This is a genomic window from Mesorhizobium sp. LCM 4576 (assembly GCF_001854815.1).
Lineage (GTDB): Bacteria > Pseudomonadota > Alphaproteobacteria > Rhizobiales > Rhizobiaceae > Mesorhizobium > Mesorhizobium plurifarium.
Map to the genome: position 1 here is coordinate 395148 of NZ_MDDT01000057.1, position 13451 is coordinate 408598.

15 protein-coding genes are annotated in these 13451 nt (G+C 63.9%); 8 read left to right on the forward strand and 7 right to left on the reverse strand.

Annotated features, from left to right (window positions below):
• Positions 1 to 81: 81 nt before the first annotated feature.
• From LCM4576_RS27605 to LCM4576_RS27615, 3 genes are all read left to right on the forward strand, one after another.
• A complete protein-coding gene (locus LCM4576_RS27605; RefSeq protein ID WP_071035608.1) occupies positions 82 to 684 on the forward strand; it encodes a superoxide dismutase in 603 nt (200 codons plus the stop codon).
• A 162-nt stretch (positions 685 to 846) separates the two neighbouring features.
• Positions 847 to 1284, forward strand: a complete 438-nt coding sequence (locus tag LCM4576_RS27610) for a cytochrome c (RefSeq protein ID WP_071035609.1) — start codon at positions 847 to 849, stop codon at positions 1282 to 1284.
• 10 nt (positions 1285 to 1294) lie between these two features.
• Positions 1295 to 2239 carry a cytochrome c gene (locus LCM4576_RS27615; protein WP_071035610.1) on the forward strand — a complete coding sequence of 315 codons (945 nt, stop codon included), beginning with the start codon at positions 1295 to 1297 and terminating at the stop codon, positions 2237 to 2239.
• A gap of 15 nt (positions 2240 to 2254) precedes the next feature.
• Here LCM4576_RS27615 and LCM4576_RS27620 read toward each other — a convergent pair whose 3' ends face one another.
• The gene (locus tag LCM4576_RS27620; protein ID WP_071035611.1) at positions 2255 to 2644 is read right to left on the reverse strand and encodes an SET domain-containing protein; all 390 of its coding nucleotides are present in this window, start codon (positions 2642 to 2644) and stop codon (positions 2255 to 2257) included.
• 112 nt (positions 2645 to 2756) lie between these two features.
• On the reverse strand, positions 2757 to 4868 hold the full coding sequence (locus LCM4576_RS27625; protein WP_071035612.1) for a S9 family peptidase: 2112 nt from the start codon (positions 4866 to 4868) through the stop codon (positions 2757 to 2759).
• 133 nt (positions 4869 to 5001) lie between these two features.
• Between LCM4576_RS27625 and LCM4576_RS27630 the strand changes: the two genes are divergently transcribed.
• Together LCM4576_RS27630 and LCM4576_RS27635 are read left to right on the forward strand one after the other, a co-directional pair.
• Positions 5002 to 5346, forward strand: a complete 345-nt coding sequence (locus LCM4576_RS27630; RefSeq protein ID WP_198540322.1) for an SH3 domain-containing protein — start codon at positions 5002 to 5004, stop codon at positions 5344 to 5346.
• A 419-nt stretch (positions 5347 to 5765) separates the two neighbouring features.
• Entirely contained in the window at positions 5766 to 6191 is a 426-nt protein-coding gene (locus LCM4576_RS27635) for a MucR family transcriptional regulator (RefSeq protein WP_071035614.1), read from the forward strand.
• Positions 6192 to 6254: 63 nt separating this feature from the next.
• Here LCM4576_RS27635 and LCM4576_RS27640 read toward each other — a convergent pair whose 3' ends face one another.
• Positions 6255 to 6683, reverse strand: a complete 429-nt coding sequence (locus LCM4576_RS27640; protein ID WP_040991332.1) for a SufE family protein — start codon at positions 6681 to 6683, stop codon at positions 6255 to 6257.
• 259 nt (positions 6684 to 6942) lie between these two features.
• Complete coding sequence (locus LCM4576_RS27645; protein ID WP_071035615.1) at positions 6943 to 7338, reverse strand: DUF5330 domain-containing protein; 396 nt, start codon at positions 7336 to 7338, stop codon at positions 6943 to 6945.
• Positions 7339 to 7894: 556 nt separating this feature from the next.
• On the opposite strand from LCM4576_RS27645, the gene LCM4576_RS27650 reads away from it, so the two are divergent.
• The 3 genes from LCM4576_RS27650 (at position 7895) to LCM4576_RS27660 (ending at position 10818) form a co-directional block, all read left to right on the forward strand.
• Positions 7895 to 9631, forward strand: a complete 1737-nt coding sequence (locus LCM4576_RS27650) for a HAMP domain-containing sensor histidine kinase (RefSeq protein WP_071035616.1) — start codon at positions 7895 to 7897, stop codon at positions 9629 to 9631.
• On the forward strand, positions 9606 to 10397 hold the full coding sequence (locus LCM4576_RS27655) for a peptidoglycan-binding domain-containing protein (protein WP_071035617.1): 792 nt from the start codon (positions 9606 to 9608) through the stop codon (positions 10395 to 10397). Before LCM4576_RS27650 ends, LCM4576_RS27655 begins: the two co-directional genes overlap by 26 nt.
• A gap of 73 nt (positions 10398 to 10470) precedes the next feature.
• Complete coding sequence (locus LCM4576_RS27660) at positions 10471 to 10818, forward strand: DUF1491 family protein (RefSeq protein ID WP_041005403.1); 348 nt, start codon at positions 10471 to 10473, stop codon at positions 10816 to 10818.
• Between the two features lie 5 nt (positions 10819 to 10823).
• Here LCM4576_RS27660 and LCM4576_RS27665 read toward each other — a convergent pair whose 3' ends face one another.
• From LCM4576_RS27665 to LCM4576_RS27675, 3 genes are all read right to left on the reverse strand, one after another.
• Complete coding sequence (locus LCM4576_RS27665) at positions 10824 to 11831, reverse strand: DUF2336 domain-containing protein (protein WP_071035906.1); 1008 nt, start codon at positions 11829 to 11831, stop codon at positions 10824 to 10826.
• Positions 11832 to 12227: 396 nt separating this feature from the next.
• Positions 12228 to 12776, reverse strand: coding sequence for a DUF1254 domain-containing protein (locus tag LCM4576_RS27670; protein ID WP_071035618.1), 549 nt, complete (start codon positions 12774 to 12776; stop codon positions 12228 to 12230).
• The gene (locus LCM4576_RS27675; protein WP_071035619.1) at positions 12769 to 13353 is read right to left on the reverse strand and encodes a DUF1214 domain-containing protein; all 585 of its coding nucleotides are present in this window, start codon (positions 13351 to 13353) and stop codon (positions 12769 to 12771) included. The genes LCM4576_RS27670 and LCM4576_RS27675 overlap by 8 nt, the downstream gene beginning before the upstream one ends.
• Positions 13354 to 13451 lie beyond the last annotated feature (98 nt).

Here is a 13451-nt window from a genome sequence, read left to right on the forward strand (position 1 = left end):
TCCGGAGTTGCCCCGATCCATTCCAGACCTATCTTAGCTCGGTAGTATCACCGGACTTTTTTCCTCGAGGGAGTACCATCCATGGCTTTTGAGTTGCCCGCTTTGCCTTATGACTACGAGGCCTTGCAGCCTTACATGTCGAAGGAGACGCTGGAGTATCATCACGACAAGCATCACAAGGCCTATGTCGACAACGGCAACAAGCTGGCCGCCGAGGCCGGAATGGGCGACCTGTCGGTCGAAGAGGTCGTGAAGCAGTCCTTCGGCAAGAATGCCGGGCTCTTCAACAACGCCGCCCAGCACTACAACCACATCCATTTCTGGAAGTGGATGAAGAAGGGCGGCGGCGGCAACAAGCTGCCCGGCGCGCTGCAGAAGGCTTTCGACAGCGACCTCGGCGGCTACGACAAGTTCAAGGCGGATTTCATCGCCGCCGGCACCACCCAGTTCGGCTCCGGCTGGGCCTGGGTCTCGGTCAAGAATGGCAAGCTCGAAATCTCCAAGACCCCGAACGGCGAGAACCCGCTGGTCCATGGCGGCTCGCCGATCCTCGGCGTCGACGTCTGGGAGCACTCCTATTACATCGACTACCGCAACGCGCGGCCGAAATACCTCGAGGCCTTCGTCGACAGCCTCATCAACTGGGACTATGTCCTGGAACTCTACGAGAAGGCCAAAGGCTGATCGATCTTACTGAAAAGCCCCGGCATGCCGGGGCTTTTCTTTTCGGGCGATGGAAACGGCAAGCCAGYAGGCAAAATCGTCACGGCGARGGGGAATAATCCCGTTGTGACGTCCGTTAACGTTCAGTCGCGTACTCTCCTTCCTCACCACGGAGCCAATTGAATGAGAAAGCTTGTCCTCGCCATCTCTATGCTTGCCTTTGCCGGTTCGGCCGCTGTTGCCGATCCGATTCAGGATCGCCAGGCCCTGATGAAGGAGCGCGGCAAGCTCGCCGGCCAGTTGTCCAAGGTGGTCAAGGGCGAGGAGGATTTCGATGCGGCCGCCGTTCTGGCGACGCTGAAGGCCCTGCAGGCCAATGCCGAGAAATTCGATGCCGAAAAGCTTTTCCCGGCCGGCTCCGACAAGGGCGACACGACGGCCGCGCCGAAGATCTGGGAAGATATGGCCGGCTTCAAGGCCGCCGAGGACAAGTTCCTGGCCGATGCCAAGGCCGCGGTCGCTTCCCCGCCGGCCGATGCCGACGCGCTGAAGGCGCAGCTCAACACGCTGGGCGGCGATTGCGGCACCTGCCATCAGACCTACCGTATCAAGAAGAGCTGATCGCCTGACGATGGCCTGGTTGAGGAAGCTTGTCGGCGCCGTCATCGTGCTTGGCGGTGCCGGGGCGGTCGCCGGCTGGGTCCTGTCGGCGCCGGTCAGGCTGGACGCCGGCACCATCGCACAACTCGGCCCCGGCGACGCTGCAAAGGGCAAGCGCATCTTCTACGCGGGGGGCTGCACTTCCTGCCACGCCAAACCGGGCGCCCAGGGCGACGCCCGCCTCGAACTCGCCGGTGGCCTGGAGCTGAAGACGCCGTTCGGCACCTTCGTTCCGCCCAACATCTCGCAAGACCGGAAGGACGGCATCGGCGCCTGGAGCGAGGAGGACTTCRCCAACGCCATGCTGAAGGGCGTTTCGCCTTCCGGCGAGCATTTCTACCCGGCCTTTCCCTATGCATCCTATGCGCGCATGAAGCCGGCCGACATCGCCGATCTCTATGCCTTCATGAAGACGTTGCCGGCGGTTGCCGGCAAGGCGCCGGACCACAAGCTGTCCTTCCCCTTCACTATCCGCCGCGGCATCGGCCTTTGGAAGCTTCTCTATCTCAGCCCGGACCCGGTGATCGCGCTACCCGGCGGCATGCCGGACAAGGTGCTGGCCGGGCGTTACCTGGTCGAAGGGCCGGGCCATTGCGGCGAATGCCACACGCCGCGCGATTTCGCCGGCGGCGTCAAGAAGAGCGAGTGGCTGGCGGGCGCCGTGGCCGCGGAAGGCTCAGGGGTCGTGCCCAACATCACCCCGCAAGGCGRCACCAAGGACTGGTCCRAGGCCGACATCGCCAACTATCTCGAAACCGGCTTCACGCCGGATTTCGACTCGGTCGGTGGCGCCATGGTCGACGTGCAGCGGAACATGGCCCAACTGACGGCCGACGACCGGGCGGCGATCGCGGCCTATCTGAAGGCTGTCCCGCCGCACTCCAACGGCTACCCGGCGCGCAAGCCGGCGAGTTGACCTTCCGCCTGCATCTTACGGATGACGGTCGCCCAGAAAATCGAAGCCGTTTTCGAAGAAATGATTGTAGTTGCAGGTGAGTTCCTCGCCCGGTGCGATGTCGCGCAGCGCGTAAGTCTCCTCGGGCGAGGAGACGTCGCAGTTCGGATCGTCGTCGTGGTTCATGTAGCGCGCGTCGTCGGCTTCGAACACGATGTAGCTCGGGTCGTGCCGGTCCGGATAGGAATAGCGGTCGAGATAGGATTTCACCGGTCCCGTCTGGCTCTCATAGGTGTCGACGGGAATGYGCCGGTCGAACCGCGGGTCGAGCTTCCAGATCAGCGTTCCCTTCGGGATGCGATTCCTGGCGAAGACACCGATGCCCTGGATGGACGATTTGTCGAGATAAGTGTCGACGAGAAGCATGACGAACCTTGTTGAATGCAGATTAGCCGGCCCGAACGCGGGATCCAAATGACCGCGCCCAAGACGACCGTGCATTGCGTAACGCGCGGTCTTGCGGATTGCGAGCGGAAAATCAGGCTTTGCCCGTCACTTTCAACGCATAGGCGTAAATGTAGGCGATCTCCTCCAGCCGCGAGAACCGGCCGGAGGCGCCGGCRTGCCCGGACTCCATGTTGATCTTGAACAGGACCGGATTGCCGCCCGTCTTGCGTTCGCGCAGCCGCGCCACCCATTTCGCCGGCTCCCAATAGGTGACGCGCGGATCGGTGAGGCCCGCCAGCGCCAGGATCGGCGGATAGTCGAGCGCCGCCACATTGTCATAGGGCGAATAGGCCGCGATCGTCTCGTAGTCGTCGGCGGACGCGATCGGATTGCCCCATTCCGGCCACTCCGGCGGCGTCAGCGGCAGGCTGGCGTCGAGCATGGTGGTAAGCACGTCGACGAAAGGCACCTCGGCGACGATGCCGCCGAAATCCTCCGGCGCCATGTTGGCGATCGCCCCCATCAGCATGCCGYCGGCGGAGCCGCCCTGCGCCACGATGCGGTCGTGCCTTGTGTAGCGCTCGGCGACAAGATGGCGGGCGCAGGCGATGAAGTCGGTGAAGGTGTTCATCTTCTTCGCCCGCTTGCCGTCCTCGTACCAGCCGTAGCCCTTGTCCTTGCCGCCGCGCACATGCGCGACGGCATAGACGAAGCCGCGGTCGACCAGCGACAGGCAGTTGGTGTTGAAGGCGGAAGGAACGGTGATGCCGTAGGAGCCGTAGCCGTAGAGCAGGCAGGGCGCGGAACCGTCGAGCTGTGTCTCGCGATGGTAGAGCAGCGAGATCGGCACCAGCTCGCCATCGRCTGCCGGCGCCATCAGCCGGCGCGTGACATAGTGCTCGGGATCGTGGCCGGAGGGCACTTCCTGCGTCTTCAAAAGCACGCGCTCGCGACTGCGCATATTGTAGTCGAACACCTGCGCCGGCGTCGTCATCGACGAATAGGTGAAACGCATCACTTCGGTGTCGTATTCGTAGGAGCCGGAAAGGCCGAGCGAGAAAGCTTCTTCGTCGAAGGAGATGAAATGTTCCTCGCCRCTTGAGCGCTCGCGCACGACGATGCGCGGCAGGCCGTCCTTGCGTTCGAGCCGGACCATGTGATGCTTGAAACCGAGCACCGACAGGATCAGCCGGCCCGGCTCGTGCGGCACCAGTTCCTCCCAGTTGGCGCGCACCGGATTGTCGACCGGCGCGGTCATGATCTTGAAGTCCTTGGCGCCGTCGGCGTTGGTGAGGATGAAGAAGACGTCGCCGCCTTCTTCCAAATCGTATTGTAGGCCGGTCTCGCGCACCGCCACCAGCTTCGGCGCTGCGGTTGGATCATTGGCGGGAAGCAGGCGGCATTCCGAAGTTTCATGATCGTTGATGCCGATCAGGATCCAGTCATTGGCACGCGTGCCGCTGACATCCATGAAGAAGCCGGGGTCGGTTTCCTCATAGATCAGCCGGTCGTTTTCCGACTTGTCGCCGAGCGCGTGGAAGAACACTTTCGACGGGCGATGATTGTCGTCGAGACGGGTATAGAAGAAGCCGTCGTGGCCGGCGTTCCAGACCCCGCCGCCGCCCGTATCCGGAATCTGGTCGGCAAGGTCCTTGCCGCTCGTGAGATCGCGCACGCGCAGGGTGAAGAACTCCGAGCCCTTCTCGTCGAAGGCCCACAGGAGCTGCCTGTGGTCGCCCGAATGGTCGACGCCGCCGAGCCTGAAATAAGCCTTGCCCTCGGCCTCCTTATCGCCGTCGAGCAGGATCTCCTCGGCGCCGCCGTCGCGCGGCGTGCGGAAATAGCGCGGCTGCTCGCCGCCTTGCCGGAAGGAAGAGCCATAGGCAAAGGGGCCGTCCTTCATCGGCACGGTCGAGTCATCCTCCTTGATGCGCCCCTTCATCTCGGCAAACAGCTTGCCGCGCAGGTCCGCCGTGCCCGCCATCAGCGCCGCCTGATAGGCGTTTTCAGCCTCGAGATGAGCCCGGATGCGGCCGTCGAGCAGGGAAGGATCACGGAACACGGCCTGCCAGTTGTCGGCCCGCATCCAGGCATAGTCGTCGTTGCGGGTGACGCCGTGATGCGTGTCGGRAACCGGATGTTTCTCAGGGATAGGCGGGCTGGCGGCCGGGAAGGCGGAAGTCAAGGCGGGAGCTCTGGTCATTACGTCTCGCTGCGGAATTTGCTTGAATGACGAATGAACACGCCGCTCAGCGGCGGTTCAAGAGGCGCGGCTCAAGATGGTCTACAGAAGCTAAGTCGAAGGGGGAAAGATGAAATCCTGTGTTTCTACCGCAATGTCTGTCGCCGTCCTCGCGGCGGGTCTGGCTTTTTCCAGCCAGTCTCATGCAACCGTCTTTGCCGCCTGGCAAGTGGCGGGCGTGCCGTTCGGCGACACGCTCAATGCGCGAAAGTATCCGTCCAACGCATCCCAGAAACAGGCTGCCTATCCGAACGGCACCGTGCTGCAGATGACCGGCCGCTGCACCGGTGGCGTAAACCTGCTCGATATCGCCCGCCAGCCGCAATGGAAGCAGCGCCAGACGATCCGTTATCGCTGGTGCGAGGTCTGGYACGATCCGGCGCAGAACGGTCATTTCGTCACCGGCTGGGTCTACGGCAAATATATCGCGCCTCACTGAGGGATACCATCGCGCCGCCTTGTCGGGTCCAGCCGCCAAGGCGACGTCCTTGCGCTTCGTTGCGCCACAGGATTCGTTGTGCTGGCGCAACGGCGCCCAAGCATTGGCCAAGCATTGAACGCCGTGTAGAGCGGCGATCGGATGTCTAACATGCGGATGACGCAACGTCACGGCATGCTGGTCTGGCCAGAAAAATCTCGCGAAGTTACACGGTGCACGAATTTTTGAAGCTGAATCGGCAATATTTGATGAATATCGACCAATATAAGTCAATATGCGAATTGACTTACTTTCAATGCGGCGTCATTAAGATAACCGACGCGAATCTCAGAGCCTTTCCTGAATGAAATTCGCGCGATGCCCGATCCAAGAAAAAGGGCGCAGTTTTAGAAACAAACTCTCGTTGGGGCCTTAGCACTATGGAAATCGTCGAAACACCTTCGAAAAACGGTGATGCGCTGATCGAGCTGACTGCCGATGTCGTCGCCGCCTATGTCAGCAACAACCCGGTGCCGGTCGGGGAACTGCCGAACCTTATTGCCGACGTCCATGCCGCGTTGGGCCGCGTCGGCGRCTCGTCGGAGYAGCCRTCGGCCGAAAAGCAGAAGCCGGCCGTCAACCCGAAGCGCTCCGTCCACGACGACTACATCGTCTGTCTCGAGGACGGAAAGAAATTCAAGTCGCTGAAGCGGCATTTGATGACCCATTACAATCTCACGCCGGAAGAGTATCGCGAGAAGTGGGGTCTGGACGCCAACTACCCGATGGTCGCCCCCAATTACGCGGCTGCCCGCTCGCAGCTGGCCAAGAAGATGGGTCTGGGCCGCAAGCGCAAGGGCCGCTGATAAGCCTCGCCTGCTGCAGTTCGACGGCGCCCTCCGGGCGCCGTTTGCTTTAAAGATCTGAGGTCAGGCCGTCTGCTTCAGCGCCGCTTCCGCGTCGCGTTTGATGCGCTTGACCATCGAGCGGAGGCCGTTGGCGCGTTGCGGCGACAGGTGCTCATCGAGGCCGAGCTCTTTCAGCGTCGCCTCGGCGTCCGTGTCCTGGATCTCGCTTGCCGGCCGGCCCGAAAACAATGCCAGCATGATGGCGACGAGGCCGCGCACGATATGGGCGTCCGAATCGCCCTGGAAGCGGATGACCGGATCGGTACCTGCTCCCTGCTCGGTGGTCAGCCACACCTGGCTCACGCAGCCGGGCACCTTGTTAGCGGCCGTGCGTTCCGCCTCGGGAAAAGGCGGCAGGCCTTCGCCGAGCTCGATCACATAGCGATAGCGGTCCTCCCACTCGTCGAGCAGGGAAAAGTCGTCGCGGATCGTCTGGATCGACGGAGTCATCGCACCGCATATAGTGGCCCGGCACCGCCACGTCACGGAAAAAGAAAGACGCCGCGGGCGTCGAGAGGTCGGACGGGCCCGCGGCGGAGAGCAATTCCAGGAAAAGTGCGTAGCGGTTTTCCGTCCGGAATTGCGCCAAACCGAATAAAGAGCAATTCCAGGAAAAGTGCGGAGCGTTTAGGCTCGGCGACTTCGCCGCAGCCTCTCCGTCTGGAATTGCGCCAAAACCAAAGAGCCGAGCAAACGGCCGAGAAAGCTCTCAGTTCTTCGCCGTCAGCATCACCGGAATGTTGACCTTGGCGGGCAGCACGACCTCCTCGGCGATGCTGCCGGTGGTCGCGACGGCGCCATCCGCGACCTTCGTCTCGGGCGCGGCGGGCTGCCCGGACTGCTGCTTGTCGTCGATCATGGCCGCGGCGATCTTGGCCGTTTCCTTGGCGCGAACGGTGATGGTGTACATGGCCGATTTGCCGGTTTCGCAGACATCCGGCTTGCGCTCGCAGAGCCCGGCAATGTCGCCGACCGCCTCGCGCGCCGCAAACAGCGCCTGGATCGGTCCGACGCTCTGCTRCCCGTCTTCGCCCGGGCCGACGCCGAGCGGCAGCGCCAGCAGCACCAGCGAGAACCAGAAAGCCATCCTGATCAGAAAGCCCATCTTACTTGCCTCTCATCCGGGATGGATGATGCATCCATCCGTCACGGATCATGCATCCCTTGGCATGACCTCTTTTATGGGCGCGATAATGGCACAGTCACGCAAAGGACGACTTGCATCGAAGCCGCCAATTTTCCTCAAATTTTAGGCAAATTCGAAAGGAATTGGTTTTGAAACGGACTTGTCTCGAATCTCGTGGACCACGTTTACTTTATGATAACCATATATCCTATTGCTATTAAATGATTTTTCCTCATGTGACGGTTAGCCGGATCAAGGTGCGGCCCGTTTTGGAACAGGCCTCGCGGCTAACTCGCCGTTTACCATGGCGGCAACTCGGCGTGCTTTGCGGGGCCGGCGTCACAATATTTGCCTTGGACGGGTCGCCGGCCCCACCAGCCTTATCCATTCCTTAAACGCTGGATGCGAGTTTCAAGTCATTGATTGAGTCACCTGCCAGGCAGGGCGTTTTTTACCACCGGGTACGCGTGCGTTGAGTTCGATTTCAGCCAGATACGTTCAATTGCCCGGGGCGGTTTCAGCCGGCTGCGAACGCATGGTTCACCCGACCGTGACGGGTGAGGCCGAACGCTTGCGCCAGCGCCGCTTCATCGGCGTCATGCTCGCCGCTCCGTTCCTGGCCGCGGGCGCCGCGGTCACGCTCGTCACATCCGGCCTCGGCGCGGCCGTCACGATGGCCGCGATCTTTGCCGCTTTCGGCCTGTGCTGGTTCGCGGCGCTTCTGGTGGCGGCCACCGGCCATATGGCGCTCGCCGGCCGCATGGCGGTCGTGCTGGGCGGTTTCGCCCTTGCCGGGGCTGTTGCCGCGGCGGGCGGATTGGCCTCGCCGGCAGCACTCCTTGCCATCGCCTTGCCGGTTGAGACCTTGTGGGTCTCGGGATCGCGGCGGGCCGCGCTGTCGGGCGCGCTGGTGGCCATTGCCGCCATCGCGCTGCAGCCCTTTGTCGGGCAGTTCCTGCCGCTCGGCGAAATCGCCGCCTGGCATTGGCTGCTGCCGCTCGCCTGGGCGCTGACGCTGTTGCCGCGGGCCGCCGCCTTCGCCAACCCGGCAGGCTCGCAGCTGACGGAGCCTGGCGGCGATCGCCTTGAGGACGTCATCGACGCCGTCGTCCTGCGCGTTGGGCGCCAGGGCGACGTGCTCGACGCGTCCGCCAAGGCGCGTTCGATCCTAAAATTGGCGCCGGAGCTCCTGCTCGGCACCGGCCTTTTCGACCGCGTCCATCTTTCCGACCGCGTCGCCTATCTCACCGCCTTGGCCGACATGCGCGAGGGCGCGCCGAAGCGCCGGCTTGATCTGCGCATCCGCTTGCCGCGCGAGGGTTCGAGCGCGTCCGACAATTTCCGCCCGTTCAGCCTCGAGCTGCTGCGGGGCGAGGCCGACCGCGATGTCTTCACCCTGGTCCTGCGTGAAAACGACGATGTCGCGGCACTTCGCGAGGAGCTTGCGGAAGCGAGGGAGGCGGCCGCGACCGCCGAAGTGGCCAAGGGCCGCTTCCTTGCGGTGGTCAGYCACGAGCTGCGCACGCCGCTCAACGCCATCATCGGCTTCTCCGACATGCTGCTGCATGAGATGTTCGGCGCCTTCAAGGATCCGCGCCAGAAGGAATATGTCGGCCTCATCAGGGAGTCCGGCCAGCATCTTCTGTCCGTCGTCACCTCGATCCTCGACGTATCGCGCATCGAGGCGGGCGCCTATGCGACCGAGCTGGAGCCGTTCCGCTTCGTCGAGGCGGTCGACATGTGCCGCTCGATGATGCGGCCGCTGGCCGACGCCAAGGGCATAGTTCTCGCCACGCAGATCGCGCCGGATGCGGGCGAGATCAATGYCGACCGCCGCGCCGTGCAGCAGATCCTGATCAATCTCGCTTCGAACGCCGTCAAGTTCACGCCCGATGGCGGCAGCGTGGTGATCGGCGCCAAGCGCGTCGGCTCGCGCCTGCATTTCTGGGTGAGCGATACCGGCATCGGCATCGCCGAGGAGGATATGGCCAATCTCGGCAAGCCATTCATGCAGATCCAGAACGACTACACGCGCCGCTTCGAGGGAACCGGGCTCGGCCTGTCGCTGGTCAAAGGTCTGGTGGCGCTGCACGACGGCACGATGTCGATCGAGAGCGCGCCGGGTGAGGGYACCACGGTGACGATCGGCCTGCCGGTGAACGGGCCGAAGCGGCATACCGGTGCGCCTTCCGGCGTGCTGGCCATGCCGGCGGCGAAGCCGAAGGGGGATAGAGATGGGGAGAGGAATGGCTCGCTCCGCAAAACGGCCTAAGGTCGTCGAACCCGAACGCGGCGTCCTTGCCGAAGGCGCGGTCGCGGTCGGTCAGCTGATCGCAAGCAATCCGGTCCTCGTCGGCGGTTCGACCGCCTTCCTGGTGACGCTGTTCTATGTCTCGGCCAATGCGCTCTGGTACCAGCCTTTTCCACATACCGGCGCCTTCTTTGCCACCCGCAGCATCGAGAATTTCCCGCACACCGTCTCCAACGAACCGGAAACCACCATCAACATCGTGCGCCAGGCACCGGCGCAGCCCGTGGCCAAGCCGGACCCGGTCGTCCAGCAGGTGCAGGGCATTCTGAAGGACCTCAATTTCTATGACGGTACGGTCGATGGCCTTACGGGTCCGGCGACCCGAAAGGCCATCCAGGCCTATCAGCTGAAGGTCGGGCTGCCGGGGTCGGGCGAGATCGACGGGGCGCTGCTCGACCAGCTTGGCGCCCGCCAGACGACGGCGGCCATTCCCCACCCGGCGCCGCGGCCGGCCGATGCGGCAGCCGCCACGCCGTCCGCCAAGCCATCGGTCATTCCGGTCTCGGCGCCGGCCGGTGACCCCACATTGTCTCCCGACGCCCGCATCGTCAGGATCCAGGCCGGCCTCAAGGCCTTCGGCAACAACGACATGCAGCTCGACGRCAAGGTCGGCGCCCGCACCAAGGCTGCGATCAAGGAGTTCCAGGCCCTCTTCGGCCTCCCCGAGACCGGCGAGCCGGACGAAGCGGTCTATGTCAAGATGCGCGAGATCGGCCTGACGAACTGAGCGACCGCATCCGATCGTTTCGGTTCCTTCACCGCTGCTGTAAGGAACCGCGCATGCCATCCGGAAACCTCCCATGCGCGTAACCACTGATCTCTGGGTTTCGGCCCTCGTCCGCCGCGTCTTCGGCGCCGGCGGTTTTGCCGCTATCGTCAAGCGCGGCGCGACCGAGGCGGGCGCCGTCTTCGTGCTGTCGCGCGGACGTCTGGGGGAGGTGGCCCTCTACGGGCCGGCGCCGCAGACGAGCTACGATTCGGCCAAGCCCGACGAGCGCTTCTTCACCCTGCTCGATTCAAGCGACGACAGCTCGGCCTTCGATGCCCGGCTGGAGCGGGAGAAGAAATTCGATCCGGACATCTGGGTGGTCGAGATCGAGGCGGGAGCCGTTCCGGTCGAAGAGCTTCTTTCCGTGAAGGCGGAGTAGCCGCGTCAGGAGGCCTTGAGGCCGGCGCGCGCCTCGTCGCTGTTCGAGGCTTCGCGGCTCTCGATGCTCACCGCGTCGGGAGCATTGCCGCGGATCGCCCGCGAAAGGGTCTCCGCCTTCCAGGCGCGTACCTTATCGAGCGCCGCCTCGCGGTGCATCAGCCGGTAGCGGTCGAGGAAGAGGCGGATCGCCTGCGGATGCGGGAACTCGCCGGGATAGACCGCGACCGCGATCAGGAAGGCCCTGTCTTCGCTGAGGTCGAGGGCGCGCAGCGCTGCAAGCAATGCGCCATAGCTCGATTGCCCGGTCACCGAGCGGGCCGTCGCGAAGTCGATCCCCAGCGCATCGGCAAGGGCGGTCTGGAAGAAGGCAGCGTTGCCGGTCAACGCCGTCTCGCGCAGCTTCACATAGGCCGGCTGGCCGAGGAATGTGTTGACGTCGGCAGCGTCTCCGGTCGGGCGCATCATCGACCGCAGGCGGCGCCGCGCGTTCTCCGCGGCTTCGCCGGAGGCGGGACGGTCGGAGTCGGTCTTTCCCGCGGGCTCCGGTTTCGGCGTGAGCTTCGTGACCGTCTCCGGCGGCCGCGTCTTGACCAGCGTCGGTCTTTCCAGCGCGCGGATGAGGTCGGCGATCGTCGGGTTGAGCTCCTTGCGGCGCGCGATGGCGCGCGCGTGCGGCAGCCCGTGCCGGCCGATCAGCGCGATGAGATCGATGTCGCTCAGCGCATTGGAGCGGGTGAGCAAGGGAGCTGCGGTCTCGACCGGCTCCTCGGYCAGCCGCCGCACCAGGGCTGTCGGCGCGTAGTCGCATTCGGAAAGGGCGGCGGCGACGTAGCGGCGCGACTCGACCGAGACCTCATCGAACAGCGGCAGCGTCAGATCCTCGAGCTGCGCGATCTCGCGGCGCGAGGGACGGGTCAGCGAGCAGAAGGCCGACACGGCGGCGCGGAACAGCCTTTCGGCCTTTCCCGCTTCGGTCCGGATAGCGATTTGCCTGAAATCCGAAGATGACACGGAGGATAYGCCCGACACTCGACACAATCCCGAACTTGCGCAATCCGGCCGGGCCGGTTTCGCGTCTTCAGGAAAAACAAACATCAAATTAGCGGCGATCCGTTAGCGCTCCGTTAACCCTCTACGCCCCTTAATCGACTTTGGAGGCGTTGCGTTGTGCTCCGGTCAAACCGAGAGGAATGCGCGAACCATGGGCATGGTCCTGTCTTTTGTGCCGCGTGCGGCACCTGTAAATCGAGCAAGTCACGACACCACGACGGCGGCGGCGGTCATTATCTTCCCCGGCGTCCGCTATGAGTTGCGTCCGCAGGCCGATGAGGCCCGGCCGGACAGCGGCGCTGACAGGCCGGGCTCCCCGCCACCCGCCAAGCCGCATCACTGATCGGCCCGCCTTTCTCAGTAGTCCTGCAATTCGCAGGCGCTCTGCTCGAGGAAGCGTGACACGATCGGCTTCCAGCTCTCGTCCGGCACGAAGGCGCGGACGACGAAGATACCTTCCTCGATCGGCGCTTCGACGAAGATCGCGCCCTGCAGATCCTCCGGAAGGTCGCGCCGCACATCGATCATCTGCGCCGGCGTCAGCACCACCGCATCGAGCTTCTCGCCATTGGCGTTGTGATCGTTGAAGGAATAGATGTTGTGGYCGTTGCGGTCGTAGACCGAGGCCGACCAGAACGGCACGTCGCCCGGCGCCCTGATCCTGACCAGCCCGTCCGTGAGATCGAACCGGCAGGCGGCGGCATAAAACAACGGGTCGACCGACTTGACCACCGGCGCGCCGCCGGCCTCGGCGTCCAGCCGCGTCATCTTGTAGAGGTCGGATGCCATCGCCAGCCGCGACCAGGCATCGCGTTCGGAAAATTCCGGCACCAGGAACAGCACCACGATATGCACGATGCCGGCGCCGAGCAGGCCGAGGATCAAGGCATGCAGCAGCTTACGCATTGCAGCCCGCCTTCAGGATGCGCGGCAGCGTGACGTCCGAGAGACCGGTGCTCGAGGCGATCGGCGTGTCGTAGAAGGTCAGCACGAAATACATCTTGCCGGAGCCGCCAGTCAGYAGCCAGTTGCCGGGAGCAGGGCGGCTRCCGACGGAAATGACGACCGAATTGTCAGGCCGGCGCAGGACTTCGTAGGACTGAAGCGCTGATTGCCTCGKCTTGCCTGTGTCGATCACCCCTAGCGACTGGTCGGCGGCATAAAGCGTCCAGAAGCGGGCGGCGGGATAACCGCCTTCGATCGTGTAGGTGCATTCGCGTTTCAGCGGCTCGCCGGCATCGTCGCGCTCGGCGACGAATGCAAGCCCCTCGGCCTGGCCKAGCGCCAGCACGCCCTCGCGTGCCACACGCGCCTTGGAGTAGGGGTCGGCGGCTAGAGTCCCGACTTCGGGGAAAGCGGTCCATTGGCCGATGCGGATCGCGCCGACGCCGTCCTGCGCATTAAGCGCATACCAGACGCTGTAGCCGCCGAGCCCGATGGCAATGGCAAGCGAAAGCAGCGTCAGGATGGCGTTCTTGAGCATGAGAGCCGCAACAGAGGAGATTGCCCGGGATATCGCGACGCGGGGTGCCGTGGCAAGCCGGCTTCACGCCAGCGCCGCCCTAAAGCGCATCGCAATTT